Below are 15,897 nucleotides of genomic sequence, written 5' to 3'. Positions count from 1 at the left end.
TTAGTGGTCATACCGAGTCATGCATTGAGAGACAGAGAAGCAACCTACTTGATTTTTCGCCATTTGGAGAATGAACAGTTTCCATTACTTATAGAACGTAAGCGGACTGTAAGGGATTTGAGAAAACGTCGCTTCTCTTTTAAAAGTCAGGAAGAAGAGCATGTGACGACCAAAACCATCAAAAATCGTGAGGTGTTAGAGTCGGAATTGACGCTTTCTTCAAATGAGGTCATCGTCTTAAGAGGAGAGAGGGATTGGATTCTGAGCTATTCCGAAGACGGGTTGACGCTTCAAGGAAACCAAGTGAGACGTGTCGCGACAACTGGTATTGTCCAAATTGAGACATTTTTTGAACATGTGGTTAGAGGTGCGTTTCCCATCAAATTGGCGTTTGGTTTAGGTGGGACGTTTGCTCCATTTGAAAACGTGTTTCGCTTTATATTGCATAACCCAGATTGGAAAGGATTGATTGAAGACGACTTATTGCCTCAGCTTCAGATTCCGAAGGCGAAGAATGTGTGGCAGTCCCTTTCATATCCGACATACGAGCAGACGCTTGAGACGTTCACTATTGAATTTCATCCAAATATACTAGGAAATTTCATACTCGCACATGATGCTAACGATACGTACTATTTCATTGATCATGTGAATGGGGAGATCAAGATTTTTTGAATTCTAAATAAAGAGGGGTAGTGTAGTGAGTTACATACAGCATATGCGTCAATTAATCGGATCGAATCTATTAATCACTGTAGGATGTGGAGTCCTCATCGAACAGGACAATCAAATTTTGTTGCAACACCGAAAAGATCATCATGTTTGGGGAATCCCCGGTGGCGTTATGGAGCCTGGAGAATCATTTGAAGAGACAGCCATCCGTGAAACTCTTGAAGAGACGGGGCTCTCCGTGGATAGTTTGAAACTGTTCGGAATCTATTCCGGTGATGAGGGATATGCCACTTATGAAAACGGTGATCGCGTCTATAGTGTTCAAGTCATCTTTTACACCCATTCATTCTCAGGAGAAATCGCTCAATTGACAGACGAAAGTCATGAACATCGATTTTTCTCAAGAGAAGACCTACCACGATTACATCAACATCAACGTCGGTTCATTGACGATTGGGTCGATCAGGTCAATCTCCCGGTCGTGAAGTGATATTCATCTCGCGACGAACAACCCCTCATACGCTGAACTGCTCCCCGTCAAGTAGACAGGGTAAATAATGAAAACCAGCCTAAGCGGCTTGAGCCCTGTCGAATACAGGTCTCAAGCCGTTCAGTCGTTTCTGGAGACGATCGTGGTTGTAGAACGATATGTAGTTCTCGATGGCCGTTGTGAGTTCGCTATAGGCCTGGAACTCACGCAGGTAGTACATCTCCACTTTTAAGGTGCCCCAAAAACTCTCGATCGGGGCGTTGTCGAGACAACGTCCGACCCGGGACATGCTGTGGGTCAGTCCCGCGTCTTCCACCATGCGTTTGAACCCTCTCGAGGTATATTGGAACCCTCGGTCGCTATGGATCATCGGACGCGCTCCTGTGCGGAGCCCCGTGATGGCTGGCATCATCGTCTGGAAGACGAGAGCGTTGTTGTTGGACTTTCCGATGCGATAGGCGACGATCGAGCCGTCATACAGGTCGATGATCGCGCTCAGGTAGGCCTTCTTCCCGGCGCCGTATTTGAACTCGGTGACGTCGGTGCACCATTTCTCGTCTGGCCGGGATGTACTGAATTCTCGGTTCATCAGATTCTCGGCCACGTGCTGCGGCGTTGACTTCTTATGCTTCTTCCGCTTCCGGCGGATGATCGATTGGATCCCATGGATATGCATCAAGCGATAGACTCGCTTTTCATTGAACGGGGACAGTCCTTGTTGTCGACGCAACCGGTTGATCGTCATCGTGATCCGACGGTACCCGTATGTGCCGTTCGCCTGGTCATAGAGTAGACGGATGTCCCCCAGAAGCTTCTCGTTCTCTTCTTGACGCACCGGTATGGTGCGATTCAACCATTTGTAATAGGCCGCCCGTGAGATGCCGGCGACTCGACAGAGGAGCACGATCGAAGGGGTCTCCTCTTCGTTCAATTCTTTGATGGCGATATATCGTTGCTGTAGCCGTACCTGGCTGATTATGACCTCCTCTCGATCTCCTCTAACTTTTTTAGAAACAAGATGTCCGCACGAAGAAGTTCATTCTCAAGCTCCATTTGCTGGATACGGCGCTTAAGCTTCTCTTCTTCGCTTAGGGGTCCCGTCAGAAAAATGCGGATTTACAACGTTAAGGGATTTTTTCTGACGGAAACGCCTATATTAACAACGTTAAGGAATTCGTAATGGGCGAAGTTCCTTTGGATTGTGGCTACTTTCTGATCTAAAGTGGTATTCACCTAAGAAATTAATATGCTCCCAACCGAGTGGGGAAATATGGGGCAGTAGCTCTTCTTTGAAATGCCCTTGGCTCTTTTGATGTTCAAGTGCCTCCGTTAAATAAATCGTATTCCAAACACTAATGGCGTTAATGATCATATTTAGGGCGCTCGCACGTTGTAATTGATGCTGCATTGTTCGTTCTCGCAGCTCGCCTTGTTTCCCAAAGAAAATCGCACGTGCTAAAGCATTCATTGCCTCACCTTTGTTCAAGCCCTTTTGAATTTTCCTTCGTAGTGCCTCATCTGAAATATAGTTTAAAATGAAAATCGTTTTTTCAATCCGTCCCATTTCTCTTAAGGCTGTGGCTAAACTATTTTGTCTTGCATAAGACCCTAGTTTGCCCATGATGAGGGAGGCAGACACGATTCCTTCGCGTAAAGAGTGTGCTAAACGTAGACATTCTTCGTAATTTTCCTGAATGATTTTTGTATTTATTTGGCCACGTAAGAGTGCATTTAATTTGGGATACTCTTTCATTTGTTTAAAAGTAAATAGCTTGGCATCCGATAAATCTCGAATTCTTGGAGAAAACTTGAAGCCTAATAGATGTGTCAAACCAAAAATTTGATCTGTGTAGCCCGCTGTATCTGTATAATGCTCTTCAATCATTAAATCCGTTTCATGATGCAATAAGCCATCTAACACATGAATCGCATCTCTTGAATTAGTATGAATAATTTTAGTGTAATAAGATGAAAACTGGTCGCTTGTAAAACGATAAATTGTTGTACCTTTCCCTGTACCATAATGAGGATTAGCTTCTGCATGTAAGGAAGAAACGCTTACTTGCATACGCATAACATCGGAGGAAGATGTTGTACCGTCTCCCCAATACGAAGCCATTTTTAACCGGTGCTGATAATTCACTAAGGTCGCTTGTGCGCGATTCATTGCATCTTCATGCATACGCCAATGAGCGACATTGGCCAACTGTTTATAGGTTACACCTGGTGTTGCATCAGCCATTTTACTTAAACCAATATTGGTCCCCATGCCAATTAAAGCAGCCATGAACAACACCGTTTCCTCTTTGTCGGGTTTCCGATTTGATGAAGCATGTGTAAATTGCTCATGAAAGCCTGTTAAATATGCAACATCCATTAAAAGGTCCGTTAATTTAATACGTTGTAACAACTTATATAAATTTGCGCTATACGCTTGTGCCTCTGCGGGAATATCTTTTTCTAATCGAGCTAACGATAAGCGTCCTTTTTCAAGTGAAACGCCATCTAAGTCTTTTAAATTAGTAGTTAACCATTTCAAACGTTCCTCTAAGCTTGCTATTCGCTCTTGCAAGTACTCTTCATAAGCAATAGGGACAGCAAGTCGTGTTTGTTGTTTGTCAGCATGCCACTGTTCAGCTGTAAATAAATATTCCTCAAAATCTCGGTATTGCTTACTTCCCTCAATGGAAATATCCCCAGCTCGTACGTGTTCACGTAATTCGGTTAAAACAGCCATTTCATAATAGTGACGATTAATGGAGCCGTCTTCCTCATATAAATGCTTTTTCCAACGTGCAGAAATAAAGTTGATAGGTGCATCAATAGGCACTTTTCGTTTCCCCGCATCGTTCATCTCACGTAATAGCTCAACGGCTTCTAGTAAAGGTTCATTTGCTTTTGTTGAAAGAAAATCGAGTACACGTAACAACGTTGGTGTGTATTTACGAAGGGCATAAAAGCGTTTTTGCAGCAAGTCTAAATAATCGTAATCCGATGGTCGTGCAAGCTCCTTTGCTTCTTCAATGGACGTAACAAATGTATCCCATTCTAAAACGGATTCTAATACATCAAAAACATTCAAGTTCTCTTGTTTTGCCTTAATAAGTGCCTGTCCAATATTTGTGAAATGAATAATTTTTTCGTTTAATTTCTTGCCGTTTTTCCGCTGGATTTCTTCTTGAGCTTTACGTCCTTTGGATAATAAGCTTAAAATTTGCCGGTCATGAATTTCAAAGGCTTTATCGGTTAATTCCTGTGCCAGTTGCAGCAAGTACACAACTAAAATGGCGTAGCGTTTATTTTCTTTAAAATTGCGAAACGCATACGGCTCATAGCGTGTACCAAGTCGAGCGAGCTGGCTTAACCGGTTTCGATGAATCGTACGTAATGAATGATCATTTAACGCCATATCTCGTATAAATTCTAACCGTTCAATGACCTTTAAAAAGGTATCTGGTGAAGGGAACCCCATCGGCTCTTTCAGCCAGCCAAGCGGTGTTTTATTCGATTCTGTTGCACTCGCTGGCACAACCAATGTTTCTAATTTCTCTATTTGCGTAGGTGTTAGCGCATAATAAATCTGATTAAATATCCTTTCTTCAGCTCGGTCACGTGTTTCCCATACAACCCGTTCAAGCGTTGTTAAGGCAGGAAAAATGATTTTCTGTTGGCGTAAGTAGTCAAAGCATGCATTTAATAAATACATCGAATCCCCATTCTCTAAGGCCAGTGGTAGCAGGTGCTTTGAAAGCTGCCGATATTCCTTACTTGTGAATTCCTGATAACCGTACGCTTTACGAATTTCTTTTAAGTGATCCCATAACGTATTTTCTCTTTGCCCATAAGAATGAATGGCTCCTGCTGGGACATTGATTTGTTGAGCAATGTACTGAATAACGCTATGTGGGATGCTTTTAAGGTGGGTATAGGACCATCCCGGATAGCGTAAAACCGCAAGCTGTACGGCAAAGCCTAAGCGATTGTCCTCACGTCTTCGCTTTAAATTGATGGCCAAATCCTGCTCTGAAAACGTATAGTATGTCCCTAAAATCCAGTCATCCGTTGGGATTTGCATGAGTTCAGTTCGTTGATTGTCAGTTAGTAGTTCGCGTCCTCTCGAAGTTTTCATAGTTCACCAGCCTAATAATTAATTATAAATACAGCAAGTCCACTGTCATTTTAATGGCCAGTGGACTGCTTATCATAAGATAGTTTTTTAACTTTGTGTATTAATTATTCTTTAGTAATTAATTTCAATTCCTTATAGTCTTTCACTTTTAAAGCAAGTGCTTGCTGTTCACTTCTTACGCTGTAAGGGAAAACAAGACTTACTTCAGTTTTTCCATCAATCTCTTTATAACTATTTCCTGATGCATAAAACGCTTCGCCCAATTCATTAATTAATGCTGTATCATGAGCAATCGTTTCACCTACATTTATTTCATCAATTGTATAAGTAAGGTGCAAAGAGCCATTTGTAACGACTGCTTCGTTTATTGTAAGCCCCGGAACGCTATTCGTTGCAATGTACTGTTGTTTCACGATTGTCGGTGATGCTAAATTAAATTCCCAATGACCATTTATCGATTTCACACCACTTTTATCTGAAGAAATATGAACCGTTTCTACGACTAATCGTGCTACTTCTAAAGAAGGTACTTCACGCTGATTTGCAGTTGCAATCATTTCAATTGTTGCACGGTTATTGCTGACATCTGCTAGTTTAAAATCCATGCCACTTAAGACCTCCTGTCCTGTATATGGTTTTGTATCTGAAATGAGAGCACTAATTTCATTTCCTTGTGCATCAAATAGTCGATATTCAAACTCGATTCTATTTAAATCGTCTGCAGAAATATCCTTAGAATCCATTGTAAACTGTAAACCAAAACGGTATGCATCGACAAAGAGATTTTCTAATGTCATCGTAATATTTTCATCTTGTTGTACTTGTGCGAGATTTTGTATATCCCCATTCATCGCTGCAATTTCTATTCCAGAATCATTTAAACCTAGAAAAGCTTGTAACTTCGCTAATGCGGTATCATTTGTCAGTAACACCGTAGCACTCAAAACGATCGCTGCTACTGCAGCTGATACAGGCTTTAACCAAGGTTTCGTTGTCTTTTTCTTTGATTGCTGGCGAATTTGTGCATAAGATTGGTCAAAAGCTGAACGAATTGAGGCTGGTAATTGTTGCTCTTTATTCATATCTTCACGCATTAAGTCGTCTATATTTTTTTTCATACTAAATTAGCTCCTTCCAAATAATACGTATTTTTTAATTGCTTTTTCGCCCTAGAAATTCGCGATTTGATTGTGCCTTCGGATTCATGTAGAAATTCACTAATTTCCTTTGTTGTAAAGCCGTTAACATAATAAAGAGTGAGGGCGATACGGTGGTTATCATCTAAGCTACCTAGTGCCTCGTCTAACTCTACCGACAAAAAATCCTGATGCGATAAATTATTCAGAATCGCTTCATCCATTGCTACTAAAGGCTTGTTCTTTTTCATAAAACGGTAGCAATTGTTCAATAAAATTCGGCATATCCAGGTATTAAAATACTGACCCTTTTTTAAAGTTTTAATTTTTTCAAAAGCGATCATAATTGTATCTTGCAGTAAATCCGCAATGTCCTCGTCTTTTAAACCGAGTCGTTTAGCAGTACGATATAAAATCAGCTCATATTGCTGAATTAACTGTATAAATGTTTCCCCATCTCCTTTCTGTGCTTTTTTCACTAAAATGTCATTTTCCATTGGTAGCACCTCTCTTTTCCTTACGTACTGTTAGAGCATTTGAAAGGATGTTTAGTTGCATAAAGTTTAATATTTTTATTATTTCATTTTCTAATTTCGAAAACGATTGTTTTTGAGACAGTTTTTATTTCAGCAATTTATATCCGTATTACTTACCAAATGCTGTTTCAAAACTTTGCTCAAAATCTATGTTTCAAAAAGCCCCCTTTGTGATATAGATTTGTATATCAAAGGGGGAAAACGATGTCTTCTTATACTTATGGCTATGCACGAGTGAGTACACGACAGCAGGAATTGAATCGACAGTTAGATTTATTGAAGCAGTACAATTGCCACGAGATTTTAACGGAGAAATTATCCGGAACGAAAACAGATCGTCCAGAATTAAACCGGCTGAAGGATAAATTGCGACCAGGAGACATGGTAATCGTAGAAAGCTTTTCTCGGTTAGGTAGAAGTACAAAGGATTTAATTGAATTAGTTGCGTATTTTGAAGAACGAGAGATCAAGTTGCTAAGCATTAAAGAAAACTTTGATACTTCAACACCACAAGGGAAATTAATGATGACGGTTTTCCAAGCATTCAGCCAGTTTGAACATGATTTAATTGTCCAGCGAACGAAGGAAGGTTTAATTAGTGCTAGAGCAAGAGGGCGTCAAGGTGGGCGTCCGAAAGTAAATGAACGAGAGCTGAAAAAAGCCATCAATTTATATAAATCTGAACAGTATAGTGTGAGTGAAATTGTTGAAATGACAGGGATTAGTCGTGCTACAATTTATCGCTATTTAAAATAAGAGCAGCTCAACTGTAAATGTTGTGCATGCTCTTATTTTTTGTCCATTTTTCCTTAACGTTGTAAATCCGCATTTTTCTGACGGGACCCCGCTTAGTTCGTCCTCTGGCTTCGTACGCCCACGGCGGTCCACGAGCGCCTCTGCCCCGCCCGTGTCATACTTTTTGATCCAGCCATAGACCTGGGCATAGGACACCTGAAATTGTTCCGCGGTCTGCTGGTAGTTGCGTCCATTCTCCAAACAATATTTCACGATCTCAAGGCGCTCTTCGAATGTAGTTTTTCTTCCTTTTGTCATAGCTCGATCCATCCCTTTTCTCGAATCTGTTAACTCGCTATGACTAGTATACTTCTTAATCCATTTACGAAGAACAGACCAATCACTGATCTGATACTTGGAGAGTACCTCCATTCTAGTGAACCCATCGAGATAGTCGCGGACGGCCGCGATTTTCAGTTCCTTGGTGTAAGATTTCCATGCCTTCGATTCCTTCAACGCATCGATCCCACCGGTATCAAATTTCACTTTCCACACCTGGAGGGTGTGCCTAGAGACGCCATGAGCCTCCATGATTTCTTTCCAAGTATATGTTTCTTCTTCCATCATGCGCAGCGCACTCAATTTTTGTTCGATCATATGCCGACTTCTCGCCATAAAAAAACACTCCCCAATCAGATAAACAGATTTGTTATTTCATCTGTCTACCTATTGGGGAGCATATGACGCGCATGAGGGGTTGTCTTTACATATAGGGCCCGTTCGCCTGAATGACGAACTGTGAATGTGTGTAATGATAGGTGATGCGGGAATAGTCAAATGGTTTCCCATTCGTGAGATGGAAGATCGTCTCGATGCGAAGTGTCGGATCATTCTCTTGCAATCCGAGGTGTTCCGCTTCACTTTCCGTCAATCGATCGACCTGTAGATACATGTCAGAAAATCCAATCGTGACGCCGAGCGCGCTTTGGACATAATCGAAAATAGAGTCTGCCACAATTTCGCGATTCAAATAGGGCACGACGGCTTTCACATAATAGGATTCCTCGTGACAGAGCACCTCTTCATCCACATACCTTACCCGTTCGACCCGATACACATCGTCCAACACGTCAATCCCGAGATTCTCCGCAACCGTCGCGTCTGGCTTCACGACAGACACATCAATCACATCAGATGTCAAGACACGGTCTCCGAGATTGCTCTTGAACCCTTGGGTCGAGAAGAGGCTCATATAGCCAGGTCGATTATGTCGTCTGACGAAAATGCCGCTTCCCCGCAGTTGAAAAATGACACCCTTTCGTTCGAGCAGCTCTAAAGCTTTCGTGATGGTGCTCTTGCTCACCGCATATTGATTCATCATCTGCTCAAGGACAGGGAGCTTATCGCCTTGTTTTAAGTTTTGTTCGTGGATGTATTGTTCGATTTCATTTGCGATTTGTTGATATTTTAGCATCGTCATTCCTCACTTTTTCGTCACTGGTTCTATTATATCATGAAAAAAACAAAAGTAATTCAATGTACCGACCTTGTATAATTGTACCGGTACAATTATACTTGACGTGTACGATTCATGTGAAGGAGGACTTACAATGAAGACATTACCGAACGATTTTCTATGGGGAGGCGCGCTTGCCGCTCATCAATTCGAGGGTGGTTGGGAGGCTGATGGCAAAGGACCGAGTGTCGTCGATGTCTTGACGGCAGGTGCACACGGCGTCGCTCGCCGGATCACAGACAAGGTCGAACCGAATGAATTCTATCCGAACCATGAGGCGATTGACTTTTACCATCGTTATAAAGAAGATGTGGCCCTCTTTGCTGAGATGGGATTGAAATGTTTACGTACTTCCATCGGATGGAGCCGCATCTTCCCGAATGGTGATGATGCAGAACCGAACGAGGCGGGTCTCCAATTTTATGATGACTTGTTCGATGAGCTACTCAAACATGACATCGAACCGATCATCACACTGTCGCATTTTGAGATGCCGCTCCATCTTGCCCGTGAATACGGGGGATTCCGAAATCGTGAAGTCGTCGAGCATTTCGTCCGCTTCGCTGAGGTCTGCTTTGACCGTTACAAAGACAAGGTCAAATACTGGATGACGTTCAACGAAATCAACAACAAGATGGACGTCAACAATCCACTCTTCTTATGGACGAATTCGGGAGTCCTCTTAGAAGAAGGGGAGAACGCCCGCGAAGTCATGTATCAGACTGGGCACCATGAACTGATTGCGAGCGCTCTCGCCGTTGCCAAAGGGAAAGCCATCAATCCTGACTTCGAGATTGGAGCGATGGTCTCTCACGTACCGATTTATCCGTATTCATCAAACCCAGATGACGTCATGCTCGCCGAAGAGATGATGCGTCAACGCTATTTCTTCCCGGACGTACAAGTACGAGGCTTCTATCCGAGCTACGCCTTGAACGAGTTCGAGCGGGAAGGGTATAACATCCCAATCCTTGAAGGGGACGAAGAAATCCTACAGAACGGAAAGGTCGATTATCTCGGTTTCAGTTACTATATGTCGACGACCGTGAAGAGTGACGTCGTCGCGGACAACAGTGGCGATATCGTCAACGGTGGTCTGCCGAATGGGGTCGAGAACCCGTATATCCAGTCGAGTGACTGGGGATGGGCGATTGACCCGGTCGGACTCCGTTATGTGCTCAACCGACTCTATGACCGGTACCAAATTCCGCTCTTCATCGTCGAGAATGGATTCGGTGCCGTCGATGAGATTGTCGACGGAAAGATTCATGACAAAGCCCGAATCGATTACTTGAAGGCCCATATCGAACAATTGAAGCAAGCCGTCATTTATGACGGGGTCGACTTGATTGGTTACACACCTTGGGGCATCATCGACATCGTCTCGTTCACGACGGGAGAAATGAAGAAGCGATACGGGATGATTTACGTCGACCGTGACAATGAAGGGAACGGATCGATGGAGCGGATGAAGAAAGACTCGTTCGACTGGTACAAACAGGTCATTGCGACGAATGGAGAGAATCTCTAAATAAGGGTGAGCAAAGAACTGTGAAATGTCTGCAGGTCTTTGCTCTTTTTCGATATAATGAAGAAAAGTGAAAAATTGGAGGGACGCATGATGCAAATAAAGAACTATGGACCGGTGACGGCTGTTTGTGCCAACGTAAAGAACGGTCCATTCGAGATGTCGATGTATGTGTATTATATCGACGGGATGCTCATCGATACGGGAACACGCACGATGCTACCCGAACTTCAACCGTTTTATGAGTCGGTTCCAATCGATCTCGTCAGCATCACGCACCCCCATGAAGACCATATCGGAACGGCAGCCTGGCTTGAACGGACATACGGTGTCCCAATTTACATACGAGAATCCGCCAGGGACATGTGCCGGACGGGGCTAGATATCCCAGATTATCGGGCACGCTTCTCAGGAGACCCGGAACCGTTTCAGCCGATTGCCTATTATGACAATCAGATCACATCAGAACATCATACTTATCAGGTAATCCATACACCTGGTCATGAACCGAATCACGTCGTCTTATACGACGAGGAGAACGGTCGGCTGTTCTCGGGTGATTTGTTCGTCCATCCTTATCCGAAGGTGATGATTCCGGAGGAGTCGGTACCTGAACAGATTCGTTCTCTCAAACGTGTTCTGAGTCTTAATTTCGAGGAAGTTTATTGCCAACACGCCGGGCATCTCGAACAGGGAAGGGAGCAACTGACCAAAAAGCTCGATTATCTAGAACGTTTGACTGATAACGTGATAACAAAAACTGCAGCGGGCTACAACATTGACGACATCAATGCCCAGCTCTTCCCCGAACCATCGCCGCTCGTCAAAATCTCCAAGCGGGATTATGACTCGAGACACATGATTGCAAGCATTCTACGTGAAGTGTACGAACAACTTCGTTGACAGAAGGCGGATCACCTAGTATTCTTAGTACAGGATTAAACGTTTAAACTTTTAAACGGAGTGATGAATATGAAACAACCAGATGCCACACCCGAAGTCTCGTTATCTTTATTTGAAGATGCGATTCCATTGTTCCAAGTATTAGCCGACGTCAATCGTCAACGCATCATCGTCGAGATCGCCAAACATGAACGCTTAAACGTCAATCAGATTGATGAGAAGATTGAGTTGTCTCGACCGGCCATCTCGCATCATCTCAAACTACTTCGACAAGCGGGCATCGTCTCATCAGAGAAAGTCGGGACAGAGAACTTTTACTTCCTGACGCTCGAGAACGCGGTCGGACTGCTGAAGGCACTGACACGAGCGATAGAAGACGAATGCATCCTTTGACCTTTCTTTTTGGAAACAGGGAGAAAGGCTTCTTTATCACCAATGAGTTTAAAAGTTTAAACATATAAACATTAAAGGGGAATGAATATGAACCAAAAACAAACGATTGTCATCACAGGAGCATCGAGCGGAATTGGCCGAGCGACGGTCGAACTGTTCAGCAAACGAGGCTGGCATGTCGCCGCTACGATGCGAAGACCTGAAGATCATCAAGAACTGTCTCACCTAAAAGGGGTGTCTCTCTATCAACTAGATGTGACGAACGAGACGAGTATCCGAGAGGCATTTAAACAAATCGTCTCGGATCACGGAACGATGGATGTGTTGTTGAACAATGCTGGGTATGGAGCGGTAGGGATTTTCGAGGAAGCCTCTCCCGAACAGATTCAACGGCAATTTGATACGAACGTATTCGGGGTCATGAATGTGATCCGGACAGCACTGCCATACTTTCGTAAACAGCGGAGCGGACGGATCGTGACCGTCTCCTCCGTCGGTGGACAGATCACATTCCCAATTTACAGCTTGTATCACAGTTCAAAATGGGCGATTGAAGGATTCATCGAATCGCTCCAGTTCGAGTTGGCACCTTTCAATATCGACATGAAATTGATTGAGCCGGGACCGATTAAGACAGACTTTTACGGTCGTTCCCAAGAACTCGTCCGTGACCAACCGCTCGATGTATATGATGGCTACACAGAGGTTGCGCTCCATAACACGAATGCCGCTGGTGCGAACGCCGAAGGTCCAGACGTTGTCGCTGAGACGATTTGGCGATCCGCGACCGAACGGAAGAAACGACTCCGTTATCCAGCAGGTAAACAAGCGGGCCTTTTGATTGCCCTCAAGCGTTATCTTCCGAACCGGGTATTCTTCGCGATTGTCCGAGGTGTCGTTGAAAAGAAATAATGAATCATATCCTTTTTGTTTTCTATAGAAAATGAGAAGGATTTTTTATGTCGTTTTGAGAATGATTCAACTCACACAAAATTACCCGATATACCATCTAAGAGGAGGGATTTCATGAAAAAAGTCATGCTAGCACTTTCAACATTCATTCTAGTCATCGGATTGTCTTCAACACCGACAAAATCAGTAGATGCAGCGGTCAAGACATTTAAAAACTGTACAGAGTTAAACAAAACGTATAAAGGTGGTGTAGCCAAGTCAAAGACGACGAAAAATAAAGGTGGTAAGACACGTTACACGCCATATGTAAGTAAAGCACTATATGACGCGAACAAAGCACGTGATCGCGACAAAGATGGAATCGCCTGTGAGAGATAAGAACATGTATATAGCCGCCAATGAGGGCGGCTTTTTATATGGACGTAGACACATATTCGGACGCATGATATTATCATAAGTAACAATATTATCAAATATGATAATAATGAGGTGAAGATGATGAATCAAGACGTTTTAAAAAGTCTGTTAAACCCGATTCGCATGAAAATTTTTCAGCACGTTCTCATGAACGAGCAAGTGACGACCGGAGAGTTGGCAAAGTTGCTTCCCGATGTGCCCCAAGCGAGCCTCTATCGCCATATCAACAAGATGGTACAAGACGAGATTTTATCTGTCGCAAGTGAGAACAAAGTACGTGGGGTGTATGAAAAAGTGTACGCGATTCAAAACAATCCATTGACCGCTGTCAATCAAGTCGTCGAAGAGGAAGATCGTGAACAACTATATAAAATATGTTACACGTTCGCGATGTCACTGCTCATGGATTTCGGAGACTATTTAAAGCGGGACAAAATCGACCTTCAAGGAGACAAGGTCGGCTTTCGGAGTATCCCACTTTATCTGTCTGATGCCGAGAGTGATCGATTCCTAAGAGGTCTCTACGATCTCTTAGAGGGAGTGCTCGAGCATGAACCATCTGAAGAACGTACGTTGCGGAAATTCTCCTACGCGTTCATGCCGGTAGAAGAAAAGGAGGAGATGGATGATGTATAAACAAGAAAATGTGTTGATTCAAGGGGAAACAACCATTGCTGCCACCATAACGACACCCGATCAGGAACGGTCGTCCTTTCCAGCCATCGTCCTCATCGGAGGGACGGGAGGATTGGACCGTGACGGAAACGGTACCGGCTTCAAGTCAAACTTGTATAAAGACTTAGCAGAATGGCTGACGATCCAAGGATTCATCACATTACGCTATGACAAACGGGGGATTGGCAAGAGTGGTGGCAATCGACATAGCGTCGGTCTGACAGGACTCGTTGATGACGTGTCGGCGGTCGTCCGTTATCTGAAATCTCATGACCATGTCTCACAAGACGTTTTATTGCTCGGTCATAGCGAAGGATGTATCGTCGCGACACTCGCAGCAGAACGTGAATCCGTTTCTGGTCTCATCCTGTTGTCTGGTGCCGGTGTCGCCTTGAAGACGAGCATGCAGGAACAGGCGCATGCCTTACTCGATGTAGTGAAACGTACGAAAGGGATCAAGGGTAAACTGCTTCGCTTTAGCTTGAATGAGAAGTCGGTCGTCGGGAAACAACAAAAACTGTTCGAGCGCGTCACAGCAACGGATCAGGATACGATGCGGATCCAGCTGATGAAGTTCCCTGCCAAATGGTTACGGGAGCATCTTGCACACACAGACGTGTCACTTCGAGAACGATTGGTTCAATTGAACATTCCGACGCTCGCACTGACAGGAGACCGGGACGTTCAAACGGGCGTCGAGCATCTAGATGAGCTCGCTGCACTTCACGTAGAGCATATCGAGGTACAAAAGATTAAGGACATGGACCATATGTTGAAACATTTCGATGGTGAGATGAGTATTTTGGACGTGAAAAAACAATATCGTTCACAACTCAGTGAACCGCTCCATCCTGAGCTACAGCATCAACTTCACGAATGGCTAAAGCGCCACGACTGGGCATCATGACGAACAAGACAGCGGAAACCTCTCCGCTGTCTTGTTTTATGTATGTAAGAACCGCTCAACGTTTTCCATCGAGAAATGACGGCTCCATTGAACGAAGTGTCCACCTGGTACGGCAATCAATTGTACAGAAGGATGAAGCAGTCGTTCCGCTCGTTTGACATGATGGAGCGTTCGCTTCGCCTCCTTCAAATCAATTCCCGTGAAATCCGCATAATACAGGTGCGTCGGGACTTGGACGCGTCGTAACAAGTCCTTAAAATCCAATCCATCATAACCAAACAACAAGTGTAAGCCACCGGTCGAAAGACGGGCCGATTGCTCGACAGCAGAACGAATCGATAACGTCGGCTCGACCCCGATTCGTCGACAGAACAGTTGGAACCGCTCTTCAGAAAACGTGGGGTCACTCTTATTCACTTTCGTTTCAATCCAGTTCAAGAGGCGTCGTGGTGAATGGTGATACAGTAGACGTAAAAGCGGTAAGGCGAATCCGAAGATGCCATATTCCCGATATGGTAGCATAGCGTTCGGTTTATGTCCTTGGTCGAGAAGTATCAAATGCCTGACTTGGTCTGGATAATGGACTGCATAAGCCAGGGCGATGGCACCTCCCATCGAATGACCGATTAGTCGAACCGATTCAAGGTGTCGTGAGATTCGATACGTCTCGACCCAGTCCGCGAGTACTTTGGACGTGGCGAATGTATGTAGTCCCTCACTTTCACCAAATCCAGGTAGATCTAACAGGTGAACTTCGAAATCGTTATGTAATGCTTCGGCAAATAATTGGCCTTGTGACCCAGTGAATCCTCCACCGGGAAGGAAAAGTACAGGTTCACCTTGACCATGGACGGTTGCATGGAATTGTCTCACGTCATCTCTCCTTTATATAATGGAGTGCTTTCCATTCAAGTATAAAGATTGCTGGGAGTCAATTGAAGAAAAATC

General features: G+C 44.0%; 14 protein-coding genes and 3 pseudogenes. 10 read left to right on the top strand and 7 right to left on the bottom strand.

Going from position 1 to position 15,897, the window contains the following annotated elements; translation table 11 throughout:
* Positions 1-162 precede the first annotated feature (162 nt).
* Positions 163-675, top strand: coding sequence for a hypothetical protein (locus tag KNO79_RS06690; RefSeq protein ID WP_214690913.1), 513 nt, complete (start codon positions 163-165; stop codon positions 673-675).
* Between the two features lie 25 nt (positions 676-700).
* Positions 701-1,162: an NUDIX hydrolase gene (locus KNO79_RS06685; RefSeq protein ID WP_214690912.1), complete on the top strand. Its 462-nt coding sequence runs from the start codon at positions 701-703 to the stop codon at positions 1,160-1,162.
* Between the two features lie 79 nt (positions 1,163-1,241).
* On the opposite strand, the pseudogene KNO79_RS06680 reads toward KNO79_RS06685, so the two are convergent.
* The 4 genes and pseudogenes from KNO79_RS06680 to KNO79_RS06665 form a co-directional block, all read right to left on the bottom strand.
* Positions 1,242-2,254 (bottom strand): annotated as a pseudogene (locus KNO79_RS06680) (IS3 family transposase); the annotation flags it as partial.
* Between the two features lie 73 nt (positions 2,255-2,327).
* Positions 2,328-5,291 carry a Tn3 family transposase gene (locus KNO79_RS06675; protein WP_214690911.1) on the bottom strand — a complete coding sequence of 988 codons (2,964 nt, stop codon included), beginning with the start codon at positions 5,289-5,291 and terminating at the stop codon, positions 2,328-2,330.
* 104 nt (positions 5,292-5,395) lie between these two features.
* Positions 5,396-6,409: a DUF4179 domain-containing protein gene (locus KNO79_RS06670; protein ID WP_214690910.1), complete on the bottom strand. Its 1,014-nt coding sequence runs from the start codon at positions 6,407-6,409 to the stop codon at positions 5,396-5,398.
* The gene (locus KNO79_RS06665) at positions 6,406-6,924 is read right to left on the bottom strand and encodes an RNA polymerase sigma factor (protein ID WP_214690909.1); all 519 of its coding nucleotides are present in this window, start codon (positions 6,922-6,924) and stop codon (positions 6,406-6,408) included. The genes KNO79_RS06670 and KNO79_RS06665 overlap by 4 nt, the downstream gene beginning before the upstream one ends.
* A 243-nt stretch (positions 6,925-7,167) precedes the next feature.
* Between KNO79_RS06665 and KNO79_RS06660 the strand changes: the two are divergent.
* Positions 7,168-7,716: pseudogene (locus tag KNO79_RS06660) on the top strand (recombinase family protein); the annotation flags it as partial.
* Positions 7,717-7,809: 93 nt separating this feature from the next.
* Here the strand turns inward: KNO79_RS06660 and KNO79_RS06655 are convergent.
* Positions 7,810-8,373 (bottom strand): annotated as a pseudogene (locus KNO79_RS06655) (helix-turn-helix domain-containing protein); the annotation flags it as partial.
* Positions 8,374-8,461: 88 nt separating this feature from the next.
* Positions 8,462-9,172 carry a GntR family transcriptional regulator gene (locus KNO79_RS06650; protein ID WP_214690907.1) on the bottom strand — a complete coding sequence of 237 codons (711 nt, stop codon included), beginning with the start codon at positions 9,170-9,172 and terminating at the stop codon, positions 8,462-8,464.
* A gap of 136 nt (positions 9,173-9,308) precedes the next feature.
* On the opposite strand from KNO79_RS06650, the gene bglA reads away from it, so the two are divergent.
* From bglA to KNO79_RS06615, 7 genes are all read left to right on the top strand, one after another.
* Positions 9,309-10,745 carry a 6-phospho-beta-glucosidase gene (gene bglA, locus KNO79_RS06645; RefSeq protein WP_214690906.1) on the top strand — a complete coding sequence of 479 codons (1,437 nt, stop codon included), beginning with the start codon at positions 9,309-9,311 and terminating at the stop codon, positions 10,743-10,745.
* Positions 10,746-10,835: 90 nt separating this feature from the next.
* Positions 10,836-11,645, top strand: coding sequence for an MBL fold metallo-hydrolase (locus KNO79_RS06640; protein ID WP_230872810.1), 810 nt, complete (start codon positions 10,836-10,838; stop codon positions 11,643-11,645).
* A 69-nt stretch (positions 11,646-11,714) separates the two neighbouring features.
* Positions 11,715-12,038 carry an ArsR/SmtB family transcription factor gene (locus tag KNO79_RS06635; RefSeq protein ID WP_074037016.1) on the top strand — a complete coding sequence of 108 codons (324 nt, stop codon included), beginning with the start codon at positions 11,715-11,717 and terminating at the stop codon, positions 12,036-12,038.
* 87 nt (positions 12,039-12,125) lie between these two features.
* A complete protein-coding gene (locus tag KNO79_RS06630; RefSeq protein ID WP_214690905.1) occupies positions 12,126-12,950 on the top strand; it encodes an SDR family oxidoreductase in 825 nt (274 codons plus the stop codon).
* 114 nt (positions 12,951-13,064) lie between these two features.
* Positions 13,065-13,328 carry an excalibur calcium-binding domain-containing protein gene (locus KNO79_RS06625; RefSeq protein WP_159562307.1) on the top strand — a complete coding sequence of 88 codons (264 nt, stop codon included), beginning with the start codon at positions 13,065-13,067 and terminating at the stop codon, positions 13,326-13,328.
* 120 nt (positions 13,329-13,448) lie between these two features.
* The gene (locus KNO79_RS06620) at positions 13,449-14,003 is read left to right on the top strand and encodes a helix-turn-helix domain-containing protein (RefSeq protein WP_031423702.1); all 555 of its coding nucleotides are present in this window, start codon (positions 13,449-13,451) and stop codon (positions 14,001-14,003) included.
* The gene (locus tag KNO79_RS06615; RefSeq protein ID WP_214690904.1) at positions 13,996-14,949 is read left to right on the top strand and encodes an alpha/beta hydrolase; all 954 of its coding nucleotides are present in this window, start codon (positions 13,996-13,998) and stop codon (positions 14,947-14,949) included. The genes KNO79_RS06620 and KNO79_RS06615 overlap by 8 nt, the downstream gene beginning before the upstream one ends.
* 36 nt (positions 14,950-14,985) lie before the next feature.
* On the opposite strand, the gene KNO79_RS06610 is transcribed toward KNO79_RS06615, so the two are convergent.
* On the bottom strand, positions 14,986-15,822 hold the full coding sequence (locus KNO79_RS06610; protein ID WP_214690903.1) for an alpha/beta hydrolase: 837 nt from the start codon (positions 15,820-15,822) through the stop codon (positions 14,986-14,988).
* Between the last annotated feature and the right edge of the window lie 75 nt (positions 15,823-15,897).

The organism is Exiguobacterium sp. s43 (genome assembly GCF_018617255.1).
Classification (GTDB): domain Bacteria; phylum Bacillota; class Bacilli; order Exiguobacteriales; family Exiguobacteriaceae; genus Exiguobacterium; species Exiguobacterium profundum.
This window is presented reverse-complemented; position numbering and strand designations above follow the sequence as displayed.